20 protein-coding genes and 1 riboswitch (1 of these 21 cut by a window edge) are annotated in these 18,627 nt (G+C 39.9%); of the genes, 16 read left to right on the top strand and 4 right to left on the bottom strand.

Annotation, left to right across the window (positions count from 1 at the left end; all coding sequences use genetic code 11):
• The first annotated feature begins 49 nt into the window (after positions 1-49).
• The 6 genes from ppdK (at position 50) to epsC (ending at position 6,351) form a co-directional block, all read left to right on the top strand.
• Positions 50-2,698 (top strand): pyruvate, phosphate dikinase, encoded by a 2,649-nt coding sequence (gene ppdK, locus G7058_RS01395; protein WP_166061856.1) that lies wholly within the window; start codon positions 50-52, stop codon positions 2,696-2,698.
• Between the two features lie 86 nt (positions 2,699-2,784).
• Complete coding sequence (locus G7058_RS01390; RefSeq protein ID WP_166061855.1) at positions 2,785-2,943, top strand: DUF6290 family protein; 159 nt, start codon at positions 2,785-2,787, stop codon at positions 2,941-2,943.
• Positions 2,944-3,351: 408 nt separating this feature from the next.
• A complete protein-coding gene (locus G7058_RS01385) occupies positions 3,352-3,792 on the top strand; it encodes a hypothetical protein (RefSeq protein WP_166061854.1) in 441 nt (146 codons plus the stop codon).
• 30 nt (positions 3,793-3,822) lie between these two features.
• Positions 3,823-4,530 carry a peptidoglycan editing factor PgeF gene (gene pgeF, locus G7058_RS01380; protein ID WP_227004467.1) on the top strand — a complete coding sequence of 236 codons (708 nt, stop codon included), beginning with the start codon at positions 3,823-3,825 and terminating at the stop codon, positions 4,528-4,530.
• Between the two features lie 80 nt (positions 4,531-4,610).
• On the top strand, positions 4,611-5,543 hold the full coding sequence (cysK, locus tag G7058_RS01375) for a cysteine synthase A (RefSeq protein WP_166061852.1): 933 nt from the start codon (positions 4,611-4,613) through the stop codon (positions 5,541-5,543).
• Positions 5,544-5,637: 94 nt separating this feature from the next.
• The gene (gene epsC, locus G7058_RS01370; protein WP_227004466.1) at positions 5,638-6,351 is read left to right on the top strand and encodes a serine O-acetyltransferase EpsC; all 714 of its coding nucleotides are present in this window, start codon (positions 5,638-5,640) and stop codon (positions 6,349-6,351) included.
• 64 nt (positions 6,352-6,415) lie between these two features.
• On the opposite strand, the gene G7058_RS01365 is transcribed toward epsC, so the two are convergent.
• The gene (locus tag G7058_RS01365; RefSeq protein ID WP_166061850.1) at positions 6,416-7,390 is read right to left on the bottom strand and encodes an NAD(P)H-quinone oxidoreductase; all 975 of its coding nucleotides are present in this window, start codon (positions 7,388-7,390) and stop codon (positions 6,416-6,418) included.
• A gap of 184 nt (positions 7,391-7,574) precedes the next feature.
• On the opposite strand from G7058_RS01365, the gene G7058_RS01360 reads away from it, so the two are divergent.
• The 5 genes from G7058_RS01360 to G7058_RS01340 all read left to right on the top strand — a co-directional run bounded on the left by G7058_RS01360 (position 7,575) and on the right by G7058_RS01340 (position 11,620).
• Positions 7,575-8,027, top strand: coding sequence for a MarR family winged helix-turn-helix transcriptional regulator (locus G7058_RS01360; RefSeq protein WP_166061849.1), 453 nt, complete (start codon positions 7,575-7,577; stop codon positions 8,025-8,027).
• 140 nt (positions 8,028-8,167) lie between these two features.
• Complete coding sequence (locus G7058_RS01355) at positions 8,168-9,550, top strand: bifunctional metallophosphatase/5'-nucleotidase (RefSeq protein WP_166061848.1); 1,383 nt, start codon at positions 8,168-8,170, stop codon at positions 9,548-9,550.
• A 17-nt stretch (positions 9,551-9,567) separates the two neighbouring features.
• On the top strand, positions 9,568-10,203 hold the full coding sequence (locus G7058_RS01350; RefSeq protein WP_227004465.1) for a YutD family protein: 636 nt from the start codon (positions 9,568-9,570) through the stop codon (positions 10,201-10,203).
• 14 nt (positions 10,204-10,217) lie between these two features.
• Positions 10,218-10,994 carry a TIGR01457 family HAD-type hydrolase gene (locus tag G7058_RS01345; RefSeq protein ID WP_166061847.1) on the top strand — a complete coding sequence of 259 codons (777 nt, stop codon included), beginning with the start codon at positions 10,218-10,220 and terminating at the stop codon, positions 10,992-10,994.
• Positions 10,994-11,620, top strand: a complete 627-nt coding sequence (locus G7058_RS01340; protein ID WP_166061846.1) for a TIGR01906 family membrane protein — start codon at positions 10,994-10,996, stop codon at positions 11,618-11,620. The genes G7058_RS01345 and G7058_RS01340 overlap by 1 nt, the downstream gene beginning before the upstream one ends.
• 18 nt (positions 11,621-11,638) lie before the next feature.
• On the opposite strand, the gene G7058_RS01335 is transcribed toward G7058_RS01340, so the two are convergent.
• From G7058_RS01335 to G7058_RS01325, 3 genes are all read right to left on the bottom strand, one after another.
• Complete coding sequence (locus G7058_RS01335) at positions 11,639-12,145, bottom strand: phosphatidylglycerophosphatase A family protein (RefSeq protein ID WP_166061845.1); 507 nt, start codon at positions 12,143-12,145, stop codon at positions 11,639-11,641.
• A gap of 22 nt (positions 12,146-12,167) precedes the next feature.
• A complete protein-coding gene (locus G7058_RS01330) occupies positions 12,168-13,103 on the bottom strand; it encodes an NAD(P)/FAD-dependent oxidoreductase (protein WP_319593436.1) in 936 nt (311 codons plus the stop codon).
• A gap of 77 nt (positions 13,104-13,180) precedes the next feature.
• Complete coding sequence (locus tag G7058_RS01325) at positions 13,181-13,669, bottom strand: divergent PAP2 family protein (RefSeq protein WP_166061843.1); 489 nt, start codon at positions 13,667-13,669, stop codon at positions 13,181-13,183.
• Positions 13,670-13,804: 135 nt separating this feature from the next.
• Between G7058_RS01325 and G7058_RS01320 the strand changes: the two genes are divergently transcribed.
• The 5 genes from G7058_RS01320 to mgtA form a co-directional block, all read left to right on the top strand.
• Positions 13,805-14,392, top strand: coding sequence for a peptidylprolyl isomerase (locus G7058_RS01320; RefSeq protein ID WP_166061842.1), 588 nt, complete (start codon positions 13,805-13,807; stop codon positions 14,390-14,392).
• An 84-nt stretch (positions 14,393-14,476) separates the two neighbouring features.
• Positions 14,477-14,863 carry a CvfD/Ygs/GSP13 family RNA-binding post-transcriptional regulator gene (locus tag G7058_RS01315; RefSeq protein ID WP_166061841.1) on the top strand — a complete coding sequence of 129 codons (387 nt, stop codon included), beginning with the start codon at positions 14,477-14,479 and terminating at the stop codon, positions 14,861-14,863.
• A 43-nt stretch (positions 14,864-14,906) separates the two neighbouring features.
• Positions 14,907-15,287 carry a hypothetical protein gene (locus G7058_RS01310; RefSeq protein ID WP_166061840.1) on the top strand — a complete coding sequence of 127 codons (381 nt, stop codon included), beginning with the start codon at positions 14,907-14,909 and terminating at the stop codon, positions 15,285-15,287.
• Between the two features lie 48 nt (positions 15,288-15,335).
• On the top strand, positions 15,336-16,682 hold the full coding sequence (locus G7058_RS01305; protein ID WP_166061839.1) for a glucose-6-phosphate isomerase: 1,347 nt from the start codon (positions 15,336-15,338) through the stop codon (positions 16,680-16,682).
• A 111-nt stretch (positions 16,683-16,793) separates the two neighbouring features.
• Positions 16,794-16,959: riboswitch (M-box (ykoK) riboswitch) on the top strand.
• A 185-nt stretch (positions 16,960-17,144) separates the two neighbouring features.
• Positions 17,145-18,627: the 5' portion of a magnesium-translocating P-type ATPase gene (mgtA, locus tag G7058_RS01300; RefSeq protein WP_166061838.1), read on the top strand. It continues 1,136 nt past the right edge of the window; 1,483 of the gene's 2,619 nt are visible here — the first part of the coding sequence; its start codon is at positions 17,145-17,147; its stop codon lies beyond the right edge, outside the window.

Raw genomic sequence — 18,627 nt, 5'->3', positions numbered from 1 at the left:
ATATAATGCGATTAAGATTTATTATGACACACTATAAAGGATGAATAGAATGACTACAAACAGCACAGCGACAAAATTTGTTTATTCATTTACTGAAGGTAAAAAAGAAATGGTGGGATTATTAGGTGGGAAGGGATCCAATCTGGCAGAAATGACACGACTTGGTTTACCCGTTCCACGTGGCTTTACAATTTCAACCGAAGCCTGTTTGGCTTACTTGGAAGAAGGGACCCTCCAAAGTGAACTAATTTCTGAAATCGAGCAACAACTTCTTGAACTTGAAGTAGTGAGCCAAAAGAAATTTGATGACACGGTTAATCCTTTGCTTGTTTCTGTCCGAAGCGGAGCAAAATTTTCCATGCCGGGAATGATGGACACCGTTTTGAACTTGGGTATGAATGATGTAACTGTTGAAACAATTGCCGTGAAAACGGCCAATGCGGCTTTTGCGTACGATTGCTACCGTCGTTTCATTCAAATGTTTAGTGATGTTGTTCAAGGACTCAACAAAAATATTTTTGAGGACGAATTAACTCTATATAAAAATAAAAACAATTATCAATCTGATGTTCATATGCAAGCAGAAGATTGGAAACGCTTAACAACGCGTTACAAAGAAATTTACGAAGCACAAATGGGAGAAGCCTTCCCGCAAGATCCACGTGCACAACTTTCGGCGACCATTGAAGCGGTATTCAAATCGTGGGAAAATCCCCGTGCAGTTACGTACCGCCGTATGAATAATATTCCGCATGATTTAGGAACAGCTGTTACCGTTCAGGAAATGGTATTTGGTAATACCGGGATGGAAAGTGGAACCGGTGTAGCCTTTACTCGTAATCCGGCGACAGGGAAAGCAGGTTTATTCGGTGAATTCCTTATCAATGCGCAAGGGGAAGATGTAGTTGCGGGAATACGCACACCGCAAGATATCTCACAGTTGGCGGAACTCATGCCGGAAACGTATGCGCAATTTTTAAGTTTAGCGGAAATGTTGGAAAAGCATTATCGTGATATGCAGGATATTGAGTTTACGATAGAAGATGGGCAATTGTTCATGCTTCAAACGCGTAATGGGAAGCGGACTGCTCGAGCAGCAATTGAAATTGCTATCGCTATGGTTGATGAAGGTGTGATTACGAAAGAAGAAGCCTTGAACAGACTGACGCCCCAAATGATGGACCAGTTACTGCATCCAACCTTTGTTGAAACAGAGCTGAAAGAAAATAAAGCAATTATCCAAGGTCTGCCCGCTAGTCCAGGATCAGCCAGCGGGAAAGTTTATTTCACTGCCGAAGATGCGAAACGTGCGAATGAAGCGGGCGAAAAAACAATTCTATTGCGTAAAGAGACGTCCCCGGAAGATATTGAGGGGATGGCTGTCAGTGAAGCAGTCGTTACCTCACACGGCGGAATGACGTCGCATGCTGCAGTAGTGGCCAGAGGGATGGGTTCTTGCTGTGTAGTCGGCTGCGAGCAGTTGATTATTGATGAAAAACAGAAAATCGCACGTGTGAAAGATAGCATCATTGAAGAAGGAACGGTTATTTCGGTTGATGGAACCACTGGCAAAATCTACTTGGGGCACATTGAAAAAGATAATCCGACTGATGAATCAAGTGCATTAGGAAAAATTATTAGTTGGTGTAAAGAGGTAGCGACCATCCGAGTAAAGGCCAATGCAGAAACCGCGACTGAAATCACTGCTGCCTTCCAATTCGGCGCGGAAGGTATGGGATTGGTTCGTACGGAGCATATGTTCTTTGGTGAAAACAGAATTGTTGAGATGCGTAAAATGATTTTGTCACCGGATTCAAAAGAAAAACGTACTGCACTTGAAAGTTTGAAAGCTTTCCAAAAAGAAGATTTCAAGACTATTTTTCGTCTGGCTAAGGAGCAACATGCCACAATCAGACTGTTGGATCCACCGCTGCATGAATTTATCCCAACTGGAAATGAAGTTTCAAAAATGGCTGCAATCTTGCATATTTCGATTGCGGAAATTCAACAGAGAATTGCCTCTCTGGAAGAAAATAATCCAATGTTGGGTCACCGCGGATGCCGCCTAGCAATCACGAATCCTGAAATATATGAAATGCAAGTTGCGGCAATTATGGAAGCTGCCATTGAGGTCACGGAAGAATTAGGCGGTTCGGTCGTTATTGAACCTGAAATCATGATTCCTTTAGTATCTCTGGAGGCAGAAATCGTCTTCTTGAAAGAAAGATTACTCAACGTTATCAAAGCCGTCTTTACAGAAAAAGGAAAAGAGATTCCGTATCAAATAGGTACGATGTTAGAAACACCGCGCGCCTGTCTGACTGCGGGTCGTATCGGTAAGCATGTTGACTTTATTAGTTTTGGTACGAATGATTTAACTCAGTTGACTTATGGATTCTCACGTGATGATATCGGTAAATTTGTAGGAGATTATGAACGTGAAAAAATCATCGAGAGCGATCCCTTCCAGCATCTGGATGAAGAAGGTGTCGGAGAACTCGTAACATACGCCATTGACCGTGCCAAGGCCGCGACTGATAAACCTCTTTCAATCGGCATTTGTGGAGAAGTGGGTGGGGACCCGGCTTCGATTGCATTCTTGATTGATAAAGGGGTACACTATGTTTCTTGTTCACCATACCGTGTTCCCGCAGCATGGCTGACAATTGCGCAATTAAGTTTAAAAAATCAAATCTAAAATTCATATGAGATTACGGCTATATCTCTTGTCTGGGAAACAAACTTCGCTTACTCTTTAAGTATATGAGTATAGGGGGAGTAAATATGGATGAAATCACATTGCGTGTCACTGATGAAGAGTACGAAAAACTTTCTTATTTGGCAGAATATTATGGAATAAGTTTGTCCGAATTAATTAAAAAATACTCCATCGCTCATTTAGAAGATGTGTATACAGAAGTCAAAAAAGAAAAACAACAATAGATTGAAGCATACAGTGTGGAGTTAGAACTGCCATTTTGAGCATATTTACGCCAAAATTAGTCATTAATAGCAGAGGTGTCGAGGTTATTTCTCGGCACCTTTTTTATACATATAAAAAACGCTGACTCAAACTGCAATATCGTTTTGAGTCAGCGTTTTTCGGTAAAAGTGACGACTCAAACTGCAATATCGTTTTGAGTCAGCGTTTTTCGGCAAAAGTGACGACTCAAACCGCAATATCGTTTTGAGTCAGCGTTTTCTGGCAAAAGTGACGACTCAAACCGCAATATCGTTTTGAGTCAGCGTTTTTCTGCAAACTGAAGGAGAAAACGCCTTTTCCCTACTCACTTCTTTTTGATATGATATAATTAGAAAAAGGTTAGAAAATACAACTAGAGGAGCGATTGTATGACACAAACGGTTTATACGAATTATTGGGTAAGTCGAATCGGTGACGTACGTAAGCAGCATGGTAGTTACAAAACCGAGGAAGAGGCGATTGAAGGTATCCGCGCATGGTGGGAACTCCACAAGGAAAACTACCCCGATGCTGTCTTCAAACGAACCAATTCTGGTGCTTTGGAGGTTATCTATCATGACGAGAAATCTTTTTATCGCATAGAAAAACAAGTCATTGAGGGAAAACTTCCTTCGCGCAGTTACAAGTTAAGACGTCCAGGCGAGATCGAAGCCGCACGCTCTAAACTCTTGCTGGACAGAGAACTCTGCTTATTCGACGAATTAGCCGAGCCTTTTCGTGACCGTTTGATTGTTGCAATGGCCGATAGTAAGAAGGTGCGAGACTTCATTTATGATAGAGAAGGCCGCCCTGTTAAAGAATTAAGATAAATTAGGAGATTGATGATGGAGTCAGTATTGATGAAAGAAAAGGGCCTTTCTTTATACATTGCGGGGGCTGATTATAACTTTCGCCAACAAACGCAAGGTTCAAAGATAGCAGATGATGTTGCGCGTGCCTTAAGTGTAATGTCTATTCAGCCTACTGAAATTTATTCAGGACAGCAAGTTCATGGGAATCGCATTTGCTATGCTGATGGTAAAAATGGTGATGCCTTTATTTTTGGGAGAAATTTTCCCGATACAGATGGATTGATAACCGATAAGTCTGGAATTGCTTTGCTGGTTAAGTATGCAGATTGCACACCGATTGTTTTATTTGATCCAAAACGAAACGTCGTAGCTGCACTTCATTCAGGTTGGCGAAGTACGGTTCAACGGATTTCTCAAAAAGCGATTAAGAAAATGGTAACTGACTTCGGTTGCAACGTCACTGACATCGTTGCCTTTTTAGGACCATCAATCGATCAAGAGAATTACCAAGTTGGCCCTGAAGTGTATGAAGCCTTCGCGGACTTTAAACAGAGAGATACTTTCTTTGAAGCCAAAGACAACAAGTTCCAATTGAGCATGACTGAGGCAAACTACTCTCTTTTATTCGAAGCAGGGATAAATGCGGAGCACATTGAAGTAAACCGCATTTCGACATTCTTGGATGAGCGTCTCCACTCTGCGAGAGCCGAGGGGAAAGAGTATGGCTTAAATGGTTTATTCGTTATGATGAAATAAGTAAGCAAATGATAGACCCAGATAGTAAAAAGAATGTTAAAATTCAATTAGAGCTTAAATTTGAAAGGGGAAAATAATATATGTCAAAAGTTTATACATCTCTCGACCAAATCGTGGGGAAAACACCACTTCTTGAATTGCAAAAAGTAAAAGAAATTCTATCTTTGAAAGGGAATGTTGTAGCGAAATTAGAATATTTCAATCCAGCAGGATCTGTTAAAGATCGTATTGCCAAAGCAATGATTAATGATGCGGAAGAAAGAGGCGTTCTGAAACCTGGAGGAATTATTATCGAACCAACTTCTGGAAACACAGGAATAGGACTTGCATCAGTTGCTGCAGCACGTGGCTACAAAACAATACTAGTTATGCCTGAAACAATGTCGATTGAACGTCGTAAGTTAATGAAAGGCTACGGCGCTGAAATTGTACTAACACCTGGCGATCAAGGTATTTCAGGTTCTATTGAAAAGGCCAAAGAAATGGTTAAAGAACACGAAAATGCTTTTATGCCGGATCAATTTTCGAATCCAGCCAACCCTAAAGTTCATTATGAAACAACAGGACCAGAAATTTGGGAAGATACAGATGGCGAAATTGACATCTTTGTTTCAGGAGTAGGTACAGGCGGAACAATCTCTGGAGCAGGTAAATATCTGAAAGAAAAAAATCCAGACATTAAAGTAGTAGCTGTTGAACCTGCAGGCTCACCTGTTCTTTCAAAAGGTGAAAAAGGACCTCATAAAATTCAAGGTATTGGGACAGGCTTCATACCTAAAACATTAAATACAGATATTTATGATGAAGTTCTGACCGTAACTAATGAAGAAGCTTATGAAACGGCACGTAATTTAGGCGGGCAAGAAGGTGTATTCGTCGGAATCTCATCTGGAGCCGCATTGCATGCTGCTTACGAGTTGGCAAAACGTTCTGAAAACGAAGGCAAACGCATTGTTGTCTTATTACCAGACAGTGGTGACCGTTATTTATCAATTGAAAAATTTGCGGAGTGAGTAAACTATGACAAGTAAGTCTTTTATGACTTCATCTAATTTTTGCGGTGTAAAAGATCAAATATCTATGTTGGTGTGTCGGTTAAGGAGCATTATGTATCCGCGAATATTCGGTCCGTACATGGATGAAATACCTTCCAAAGAAGTTCGAATCGAAGAATCAAAAGTGGTTTTTGAAAAGGTACTCATTCGTTTGGGAACCACTCCTGATCAGACAACCAGTGTGATTGACGGTTTTCTTGCTACGTTAGCTTCTATCCATGAAATGTTAGAAACAGATATTACAGCAGCTTATGACGGTGATCCGGCCGCAAATTCGCGCGAAGAAATTATGCTTTCTTATCCTGGATTTGAAGCGATTAGTATTCACCGAATGGCGCATGAATTATATAACATGGGTGTTCCTATCTTACCGCGGATGATGTCTGAAATTGCCCACACTATGACGGGGATTGATATCCATCCCGGAGCAACGATTGGTCCTTATTTTTTTATTGATCATGGTACGGGTGTTGTAATCGGGGAGACAGCTACTTTGGGCCATCATGTAAAACTGTATCAAGGCGTGACGATTGGTGCGAAAAGTTTTCAGGTGAACGAAGATGGTAGTTTGGTAAAAGGGAACAAGCGTCATCCTGACATTGGGAACCATGTGGTGATTTATGCAGGAGCAACCATTTTAGGGGGGACAACCTTAATCGGTGACCACTGTGTTATCGGTGGTAACGTTTGGTTAACCCGCTCAGTATTGCCGAATCGTACTGTTATCGCACCACAGGGAGTAGAAGAAATAGATAAGAAAATATAGAATCTAAATAAAAAGGGCTGGGGAGTTATTATTCCCAGCCCTTTTCGTATTTTAATGCTCATTCTTACAGCGTCAGGATAATTTTCCCGGTATTTTTATTTGCTTCCATATAATCATGGGCTTTTTTAACATCTTCGAAATCAAAGGTTGTATCGACAATCGGCTTCATCGTGCCATTTTCGAATAAATCTTTTGTTTTTGTGATTAATTCCTGAGATAACGCAGCTTTATACGCATCGGAGCGAGGTGTTAAACCCGTCCCGGTTAATTGAATTCTTTTACGCATGAGTGAGAAAATATCAAAATGCGGGATTTTGGTTCCTCCAAGCGTTCCGATTAGAACCCAACGCCCATCCATGGCGATACTGTTGTAATTTTTCTCCCAGTAGCTTGCGCCAACAAAATCTAAAATTAAATTAACGCCACGGCCCTCTGTTTCAGCAAGAATAACTTCATCGAAAGCTTCTTCTTTATAATTAATGACGACATCTGCACCTAGGTTGCGACAGAAGTCGAGTTTTTCCTTTGAACCGGCTGTTACGATAACATGTGCGTTCTTAAGTTGTTTCGCCAATTGAATGGCTGCCGTTCCGACACCACTCGCACCAGCATGAATTAAAACAGTCTCATTTTCTTCCAAGCGTCCAATCCAAAAAAGTGTTTGATAAGCGGTCGCAAATACTTCAGAAATCGCAGCACCTTCGACGAATGATAATTTGTCTGGAATACGCATCACCCGGTCAGAAGGGATAGTGACATACTCGCTGTAGCCACCACCGTTTACAAGACTCATAACGCGATCGCCGACAGAATAAGGACTGTCGTTATGTGCTTCGACAACTGTTCCCGCTACCTCAACCCCCAAACGAACGTTTTCAGGTTCATCTGTTTCACGCTCACGCGTTAGAATATCTGTCCGATTGACTCCGGTAGCCGCTACTTTAATGAGCAAATTACCTTTACCTAATTCCGGTTTATCTCGTTCCATAATATATAACTGGTCTGAACCGCCAGATTGTTTAATACCAATAGTTTTCATGAAATACTCCTTTCAAATAAAAAATAACTTGCAAATCTAGCATAACGTAGGCCGCTCATTAACTCAATTTATCTGCCGGTTACACCATTCAGGCAAATACTCCTAATTCGGATAGGTTTTTTTGACATATTCCAATAACAATGGTATTATTATCTCGGAGTCGAAAGAAATTGGAGGAATGAAAATGGCAGAACGTGCACAAGATTCATTGAAAGCACTAACGGTATTAATGAGGTCCTCACAACATGTTCAAGAAAGCATCAAACGTAGTATCTCAAAGTTCGGACTGAATACATCCGAATTTGGTGTCTTGGAGTTGTTGTACCATAAAGGCGAACAACCTATTCAAAGCATTGGTAAGAAAATCTTACTTGCGAGCAGCAGTTTAACATACGTGATTGACAAACTTGAAAACAAAGGGTTGGTTCATCGTAACCCGTGTGAAACAGACCGACGTGTTATTTATACAGGTATTACAGAAGAAGGTAGAAAGTTAATGGATGAAATCTTCCCAATCAATGAAGAAGATATTATTCAAATTTTCTCGGTTCTAGAACCGGAAGAACTTTCTATTTATGCTGATTTAGTCAAAAAAGTTGGCTTACATGCCGAAGAATGGAATAAATCACAATCTTAATGAATGATTGCAATGAGGCTGGGACAAGAATATGTCCTGGCCTCTTTCTTTTATCCAAAGAAGGGCAATCGTTTGTCTAGAATGGCCCGTACTATGATAAACTATTTATATAGACATAATCCAATAAAGTAGGGATACCCATGGAAACTAAAATTCACTTCTATCATGTAAACGATCTTCATTCACATTTTGAAAATTGGCCCAAGATTCGGCGTTATTTGAATCAGAAAAAGAAAGAGCACCAGGCGTTAGGTGAATCTGTCTTTTTGTTTGATATTGGAGATTTTCTGGATCGGGTGCATCCATTGACAGAAGCGACGGACGGCTATGCGAATATTATGCTTATGAATCAAGTTCAATACGATGCCGTAACGATTGGAAATAATGAAGGAATAGGAAATTCTAAAAACATTCTCAATAACCTCTATCGTGATGCCAATTTTCCAATTGTTCTGGCCAATATGGTGGATAATGAAGATGATCGAATCCCGGGATGGGCGAAACCGTATATCATTAAGACGACGGATGAAGGCGTCAGAGTTGGTATAATTGGCCTGACAGCGCCTCTTTATCTAAGCTACATTCCTAACGGATGGCTGCCTAAAGAATCATTTGAAGTATTGCCACAACTCTTAACTGAACTAAGAACACAAACAGATGTCATTGTATTATTATCTCATATGGGAATTATCGAAGATGAGCATATGGCAGAGATGTACGAAGATATCGACGTGATTATTGGTGCGCATACGCACCATGTCTTACCACAAGGCCGCAAAATCGAAGGTACCTTATTAACAGGTGGTGGAAAATGGGGCACGTATATTGGGCACACAACCATCACTTTAAATCAAAATATACCTATTAATCTAGAAACAGAATTAATTACCTGTGAGACATTACCCGTTGAACCGATTGATGCCAGTGAAGTGCAGAGCTATCTCACTAAAGGGAAGCAACTCTTAAAAGCAAAAGAAATTGCTGATATGCCAGTCACATTAACGACAGATTGGCAAAAAGAGACAGACCTTGTCCATCTGGGGCTGGATGCCATTTGTGCGTATTCCAAGTGTGACATTGGACTCCTCAATTCCGGCCTATTTTTAGACGATTTGAAAGCGGGAGTAGTTACTAAAGAAATGATGCACCGGATTTTACCCCATCCGATGCGGTTAATCGTCTGTAAGATGCCTGGGAACATATTCAAACAACTTATCTGGGGCATGGAAGACATGCGAGACGATTTACGGACCAAGGCAGTGACTGGAATGGGCTTTCGTGGTAAAATCTTTGGAGAGCTAGTTTACAAAGGCATCCGGGTAGATACTACTCAAAAAATTATTTATTATAAGGGAATGGCCTTAAGCGATGATCAAGAAGTGCGTTTTGTGACGGTCGATCATTACCGCTATATTAGCTCCTTTCCATTAATCGAGAATAAAGGCGATGTTGAACTTTTATTTCCGTATTTTTTAAGGGATGTCGTTTCCCTTTACTTAGAGGACCGTTTTCCAATTTTGTGAATGAATGAGGTGTAAGCGTGAAACAAAAGAGTAGATCCTACAAAGAGAAAGTTATTAAAAAGCTAGAAGATAGTGCTGAAACAGGCGAAGTAGTAAAAGAAGAAAAGAAAAAGAATCTAAGCCAAGTTGAATTGGTGGAAGATAATAAAATTAAAATAGAAAATATCATGTTTAATATTGTAGTTAATTATCGTGATGCTATTGACGAAGAAGCGATTGCAGATCGTTATAATACGATTTTGAATAAGTACGATTACATTGTGGGAGACTGGGGCTATGATCAATTACGTCTCAAAGGTTTTTTCCAGGATAAGAATAATCGCGCACCATTGGATAAGAAAATTAGTTTTCTAGAAGATTATTTGTATGAATACTGCAACTTCGGTTGTGCTTATTTCGTATTAGAAAAAGAGTTCTCCGAAACGAAGAAGGCACGCAATAAACGGAAGAAAAAGAGAAAACCTACTGCTCACATAAATGAGGTAATCGAGCCGGTAGCTGCTCCTGCAGAGACGAAGGGTGACAAAAAGAAAAATTTTGTTATCAAACAAACGGATAAAAACAAAAGAAGAGATATCCAGAAAAAACCCAATACAGAGGTTTCACCGGATAAACCAAAAACAAGTTTTCAAATTCATAAGATTGAAGAGTGAAAATGCGGAGGTAGATGACAATTAAAACGTATAAAGGTTTCTTTATTGACCTGGATGGAACAGTTTACGCGGGGACAAACCCTATTCCAACAGCGAAAAAATTTATATCAGAACTCGATGCACGTGGCATCCCTTACTTGTATGTCACTAATAATGCAACGAAATCCCAAGAAGATGTAGTCGCACACTTAAAAGCTGTAAGTGGTATTGATGCGGCTCCAGAACACGTGTATACAAGCGGTATGGCTGCCGTCGATTTTGCCAAAAAGAATTACCCAGGTGCTCGGACGTTTGTAGTTGGGGAACCGGCTTTACAACGGCAAGTAGAAGCAGCGGGACTCCTCTTAGTTGAAAAGGACATCGAAGTGGTCATTCAAGGAATGGATCGTTTTGTGACTTATGACAAATTGGCGACTGCGAGTACAGCGATTCGAAACGGTGCAGCCTTTATTGCCACGAACCCCGATGTTAATTTACCAACCGAAAATGGTATGATGCCGGGTGCAGGCTCTCTAACGGCTTTCTTGAAGATAAGTACTCAAAGAGAGCCACTCATAATCGGCAAGCCATTTGGTTATATTATGGATGGCGCTTTAGAGCGAATTGGGTTGACTAAAGAAGAGGTTGTAATGGTGGGGGACAATTATAACACCGATATCCTGGCTGGAATGAACTATGGCGTGGATACGCTTTTAGCTCTCACCGGCGTAACGACGGTGGAAGACTTGGAAGAAATTACCAATAAGCCGACGCATATTCTTAATGATTTAAGCGAATGGCGGTTTGAGTAATGAGAACGATAAAAAATAGTTTGGGATTATTAGCAATCTTTCTATGCATTCTTTCTTTTGCGATTGCCTTTACTATCAACTTTACCCCGATGTTCGCCTTTGATGTCGATTATTTTAACATCCCGGCGCGTACGGGCTTGTCCAAAGAAACGATACTTGAAAATTATCGCATTTTGATTGATTATCTGAATTACCCCTGGATTGAATCCCTTCAAATGCCAGACTTTCCGTCGTCAGAAAGCGGTCTGTTCCATTTTTATGAAGTAAAAGTATTATTTTTATTGGATTACGCTATTTTATTTATCAGCGCGCCTCTGTCTTTTTTCTTTTTACGTCATAAGAAGAGAACGAACACGCTGTACGAATTGATTCAGCCAACCAGAATAATGATCATTTTACCAATTATTGCTTTGTTCTTTATTTTTATTAATTTTGATCAACTTTTTACTACATTTCACGAAGTGTTTTTTAACAATGATGCGTGGTTGTTCGATTACCGAACAGATCCAATCATTCTGGCCTTGCCGCAAGAATTTTTCATGCATTGCTTTATCTTGGTGTTCGGTCTTTTAGAAGTTGGTTTATGGTTGATACATCGCTATACAAAAAGAGCTCTGGGGCTGTAAAACCCCAAAGCTCTTTTTTTATTTCATAATTTCAGATTTATTTGGATCGTCATGGGCAATGCGGCTCGCAGCGGCTGCTGCGATAGCACCTACGATATCATCGAGGAAAGTATGGCACTGGTCGTCATTTTTGTCATTCAAATGTTTCAAAATGCCGGGCTTTACTTTATCGATATAACCGTAATTTGTGAAACCAATTGAACCATAGACGTTTACAATTGATAACGCTAGAATCTCGTCGATACCGAATAGGCCTTCGTCATTAATGACGATATCTAGTAAGGGTTGGGATAATACTCCTTTTTCCGCTAACATATCAAGTTCAATTCCTGTAATGACGGCATTTTGAACTTCTCTTTTCAAGAGAACAGATTGCACGTTCTCGCAACACAGTTCCATTGATAAGTCGTCAACGTATTCTTTCTGTAAAAACATCACCAATTTTGCAATATCTTCTATTTCAACACCACGTTCCTTGAGAAGTGAGGTTGCCTTCGCGTGTAGTTCGCTAGCACTTTTTACCATTTCTTCATCCTCCTAAACTTGATTAGAATAAACTTGTACTGTGCATTGGTTGAATTCGAGTATCTGGATTAATATAGACCATCGCATTGTTTACAGCGGTCGGAGCCTCTCCAAACCCTGTTGCGATTAATTTAACTTTCCCATCGTATGAGGAAATATCTCCTACGGCATAAACCCCGGGAATACTCGTTTCCATTTTTGAATTGATCGTGATGGCGTTCCCTTTAACAGCGAATCCCCATTTCTTCATTGCACCGATTGAAGAAGAAAAGCCATAGTTGATTAAGAAATCATCAATTTCGATTTCCATCGTGTTGTCTTTTCTAACTTCCTGTAGAATAACGCTGGATAGTTTAACGCCATCACCGTTAATCGTTTTTGGAACGTAAGGCGTCACTATTTCAACTGAAGACTTCGCTAACAGATGTGTACTGTGTTCCTGTGCTCTAAATTGCGGGCGTCGGTGAATCAAAATTACTTTCTTGGCGATTGGTTCTAACGTCAGAGCCCAATCAACCGCAGAATCTCCACCTCCGCATATTGCGACAGTCCGATCACGAAAACTTTCGATATTATTTACGAAATAATGTAAATTTGAGTTCTCGTACAAATCAGCATTATCTATCTCGAGTTTCCGAGGGCGGAAAGCACCGTTACCGGCAGAAATAATCACTGCCTTTGAATAATGGGTTTGCTTAGAGGTTTGAATTTCGAAGATACCATCTTCATTTTTCTCTAACTCGAAAGCTTCTTCTCCGCAACAAATTGTCGTATCAAAACGACTCAATTGTTCATTCAAGTTATCAACCAGTTGACCACCGGTGATTGCAGGGAGTGCCGGAATGTCGTAAATCACTTTTTCCGCATAGAGCATTCCTGGTTGACCACCAATTTGCGGAAGAGCTTCAATAATTTTTACCTTTGCTTGTCGCAAACCGGCATAAAACGCTGTAAACATACCGGCAGGACCGCCCCCAATAATTGTAATGTCATAAATATCTTTTTCTTCTAACACTCTTACCCCTCCAACTAAACTTACAGAAAACCTAAACGGATATAAATCATATTCACTACAAAAGTAATGAATATTCCCGTTAATAAACCAACAAATACTTCTAAAGGCTTGTGGCCCAAGTACTTACGAATAATTAATTTTCGATCCACTTTAATGCCATCTTTCGAATGTAAACGGGCAAGCAGTTTTATTTCTTCCAAGATATCTTCAATCACGATACCTTGTTCACCGCTTTGACGCCTTACCCCCATTGAGTCAAACATGACGATAACGCCAAACGTTGTGGCAATTGCTACGTAACCGGATGTATACCCGTACTCTAGAATAAGTGCGGTAATCAAAGCTGTTACTCCCGCTGAATGTGAGCTGGGCATACCACCTGTGGTCGTCACAATTGATAAAGATGTTTTACGATCTTTTAATAACAAGGCGATAGGAAATTTAATCGCTTGCGTAAAGAAAATCGCTGTTAATGAACAAACTAATGGAAAATTATTAAATATTATCATGGCTCTGTATCCTTATTCTTATTTTTAATATGCTTCAATGATAACATGAAACGTTTCTTTGCTACTAACAAAAAAACAAAGATTATAGAATCAAATGGTCTTAAATGGTAAAATAGAAAAAAAGGAGGAGAAGTAATGAATGAATTTCCGCAATTAGTAGAAAAAGCAACAAACGAAAAAAACATTATTATGCAAACAAACAAGGGTGATATCCATATCAGTCTATTCCCGGAGGTAGCACCTAAAGCAGTAGAGAACTTCTTAGCGCTAGCTGAAAAAGGTTATTATAACGGTGTTATTTTCCATCGCGTTATTGAAGACTTTATGATTCAAGGGGGAGACCCAACTGGAACAGGTATGGGTGGACAAAGTATTTGGGCTGACTCTTTTGAAGATGAATTCAGTTTGAATGCATTCAACCTACATGGTGCATTATCGATGGCGAATGCTGGTCCCAATACAAACGGAAGCCAATTCTTTATTGTAACTAAACGTGATGTAGAGCCTAGTGTATTGTCACAATTGGAAAAAGGCGGTTGGCCAGCAGAAGTAGTAGCAGAATACGGCAAAAATGGTGGAACGCCATGGTTGGATCATCGGCATACAGTATTTGGACAAGTACGTTCAGGTATGGACGTTGTTTACGCGATTGAAGCAGTTGAAACAGGCGCAAATGACAAACCTGTTGATGACGTGGTTATTACTGGAATTGAAATCCTATAGTCCTTTGCGAATGACTGTGGAAATCAACAAATAGTGTGCTTTCCATGCTATAATGGCTTGTGAATAGAAGGGAAGTAACAACTTATGGAATACAAAATTGGAGATATCATTACCAGTAGAGTAACTGGAATTCAATCATATGGTGTATTTGTTGCTTTAGATAAACATACACAAGGCCTTATTCATATATCTGAATGTCAGCATGGCTATGTGACCAATCTCGATGAAATTATCGCTATCGGTGATGAAGTTGAGGCAATGGTTATTGACATTGATGAATACACAAAAAAAATAAGTTTATCGTTGCGTGCTTTGGAGACTTTAGATATACCGTCTAATGTCAAACCAAAGAGACACAGAAGACGACGCTATACTCCACAAATAGGATTTGAAACACTGCGTAATATTATGCCAACATGGATAGAAGAAGCACAACAAGATGAGCAAAACCGCATTGCAGAATTTGAATGATTATATTTACACATATCTTTTTTAGGAAGAGGGATGGTTGGTCATGGCTGAAAGAGGGGTAGTTGCAGGGACTATCATGGTAACAAATGCCCAGGGAGAAACTTATTTTCTTGTCGATAATAGAGGAGAATCTATCTCATTTTTAAGTGCAAAGTCAGAAATCGGCGGCAAGTTACCGATGGGTGTCATCATGGAACATCTGCTGAAATTTGTTAATGTACAATCGGACTCTTTTCGCCTTATGGATCTTGCGCACTTAAAGGCAGATGCGAATAATGTTTCGTTATTTGTTTTTGATTTAGTAGAGCGACCGGAAGATCCAAATGTATTATTAGCTGGGACTGAGGACGTGGCTTGGAGACGTTCTAAAGAACTGACTACTTTATTAGATACGTATGATTATGGAACTGTCCCCGTAAATTAATAAAATTCTTTGGTTCAAAATGGACGAACAATAGATGGAGGGTTTGGAATGGCACATATTCAATTTGATTATACTAAAGCATTAACGTTTTTTAATGAACATGAACTAACGTATTTACAAGACCAAGTCACCACAGTAGATAAAGCGCTTCGCGAAGGTACAGGCGCGGGTAGTGATTTTACTGGTTGGGTTGAATGGCCTGAAACATACGATAAAGATGAGTATAAACGTATTAAAGCTGCAGCTAAGAAAATTCAAGAAGACTCAGAAGTACTGGTTGTAATCGGTATTGGCGGTTCTTACCTTGGAGCACGCGCTGCAATTGATTTCTTGAATCATACATTCTATAACTTGCAAGATGACGCGGCTCGTAAAACACCACAAATCTTCTTTGCTGGAAACAGTATCAGTTCTACGTACTTAGCTGACTTAATTGAAGTAATCGGCGATCGCGACTTTTCTGTCAACATGATTTCTAAATCAGGTACAACGACTGAACCAGCTATCGCTTTCCGTGTATTCAAAGAATTGTTGATTAAAAAATACGGTAAAGAAGAAGCACGTAAACGTATTTATTCAACAACTGATAAAGCACGTGGCGCTGCTAAGCACGAAGCGGATACAGAAGGATACGAAACTTTCGTAATTCCGGATGAAATTGGTGGACGCTTCACGGTGTTGACAGCAGTAGGTCTATTGCCAATCGCTGTTAGTGGAGCAGATATCGATTCAATGATGCAAGGTGCGCGTGATGCTCAAAAAGAATATACAACTTCCGATCTAACAAAAAATGAGGCTTATCAATATGCCGTAATCCGTAATATCCTATACCGTAAAGGTAAAGTTACTGAATTGCTTATTAATTATGAGCCAGGTATGCAATATTTCTCTGAATGGTGGAAACAATTATTCGGGGAATCAGAAGGTAAAGATAATAAAGGTATTTACCCATCAAGTGCGAACTTCTCTACTGACTTGCACTCATTGGGTCAATATATCCAAGACGGACAACGCAATATCTTCGAAACAGTCATTAAAGTAGACAAACCACGTAAAAATATTCAGATTCCGGAATTAGCGGAAGATTTGGATGGCTTGAAGTATTTGGAAGGTAAAGACATTGACTTCGTTAATACAAAAGCGTATCAAGGAACGTTGTTGGCACATACAGACGGCGAAGTTCCGAACTTGTTGCTAACTATTCCAGCGATGGATGCTTACTCATTAGGCTATATGATTTATTTCTTTGAAATTGCAGTAGCTATTTCTGGTTACTTGAATGGCGTAAATCCGTTTGACCAACCAGGTGTAGAAGCATACAAGAAAAATATGTTTGCTTTACTGGGTAAACCAGGATTTGAAGAACTTGCTAAAGAGTTGAACGAACGTTTATAAGCTAAGGAAAGAGGCGTGTACTGAAAAAAGGTACGCGCTTCTTTTTTTGTTTACTCTTTATTGGTTGCTCTATTTGAATAAGTTCGCTATACTAGTTGAGGATAAAAAATTGAATAGCCTTGTTAGGTGAGGCGTCTGCATGTGAGATACGCTACTGCCCAGAAATGTCCAAAGACACCAATGGGTTACCAGGAATCTTCGAATTAAGGGGATTCTTAATGTAGCTGGGGGAAACCCCTATGCCATGCAGTGCTAAAACTCGACGAAGAGGTCAAAACGATAGTATATATAGCTACGTCTATTTATTTGTTAAGCCCTACTTCATTGGAGTAGGGTTTTTTCGTTTTTAAAGGCTATTGTGCGAGGAGGTGGTTGGGATGAATCCACATCAGAGGGATAATAATAAAGCAGGTACTGAAGAGCAGGATGATGACCTGACACACTTTAAAAGGAGCGATAGCAATGACAAATAAAAAGAAACATATTTATGTAGAGAAAAAGTCAAAAAACAGTGAATTGGTTAGACTAGGACGTCTATCAAATGACGGGGTACTAGCAGAACTGAGTACAAATCTAGAAGGTTTGACTCACGTTCAAGCTGAAAAACGCTTGGAGAAATACGGGTTAAATGAAGTGGCTACACAAAAGCCAACGCCTTGGTATCGTTTACTCTTACAAGGTTTTAATGATCCGTTTATTTATGTGTTAGGACTCTTAATGGTAGTTTCAGCATTTACGAAAGACTACGATGCAAGTATTATTATGGGATTAATGATTCTGTTTAGTGCAGGGCTGCACTTTTTCCAAGAATACCGTTCTCAAAAAGCGAGCCTCGCGTTAAAAGAATTAATTGAGACGACGTGCTCTGTTACACGAGAAGGAATAACAAAAGAGATTCCGATCGATGAAGTTGTACCAGGGGATATTGTTAATCTTTCAACGGGGGACATGATTCCAGCCGATGCACGTTTACTCTGGACGAAGGATTTATTCGTTAACCAATCTTCGTTAACAGGCGAATCGTTACCTGTAGAAAAATATGTAGCGAATGAAAGTGAAGGAGAAGAGCCGAAAAATGTAACGGCACTGGATTTCGAAAATTTAGCCTTTATGGGGACTGATGTTCTTAGTGGTCAAGGAAAAGCATTGGTGTTAAAGACAGGGCAGTCTACCTTTTTTGGAGATATCGCTTCCCAGTCAACGACTTCTCGTGGCGAGACGAGTTTTGATCGTGGCGTAAAAAACGTGAGTAAAGTTCTTTTACGTTTTATGGGCGTAATGGTGCCGATTGTTTTCCTTGTTAACGGTATTTCTAAAGGAGATTGGGCTGGGGCATTTTTCTTCTCGATTGCTATTGCGGTAGGGTTAACTCCGGAAATGTTGCCAATGATTGTGACAAGTAACCTTGCAAAAGGTGCAATAACAATGTCACGTAAAAAAGTAATCGTTAAAGAATTGAATGCGATTCAAAACTTAGGTGCAATGGATGTTCTTTGTACAGATAAAACCGGAACGATTACGGAAGATAAAGTGGTGTTAGTGCAGCACCTAGACCCACTGGGTAACGAAAGCGAAGACGTCTTAGCCTTAACGTATATGAATGCCTATTACCAAACGGGCTGGAAAAACGTTATGGATCACGCTGTAATTGAATTTGTAGAGGAAAATCGCAGTGAAACACCTTTTGAACCTGCAGAAAAAATTGATGAAATTCCTTTTGATTTCTCTAGACGTCGTTTGACGGTAGCGGTAAAGACACCTTCACGTCAATTAATGATTACGAAAGGTGCGGCTGAAGAAATGTTAACAGTCTGCAGTCATGTTGAAATAGCTGGAGAAGTCATGCCATTAACGGATGAGCTTCGTCAAAATATGATTACTCTTAGTACGAAATTGAATAAGCAAGGGATGCGGGTTTTGATCGTTGCTTATAAAGAGGATGTTC

Source organism: Jeotgalibaca porci (genome assembly GCF_011299095.1).
Taxonomy (GTDB): Bacteria; Bacillota; Bacilli; order Lactobacillales; family Aerococcaceae; genus Jeotgalibaca; species Jeotgalibaca porci.
The sequence above is the reverse complement of the archived record's forward strand: the minus strand, read 5'-3'. Positions and strand labels throughout refer to the sequence as shown.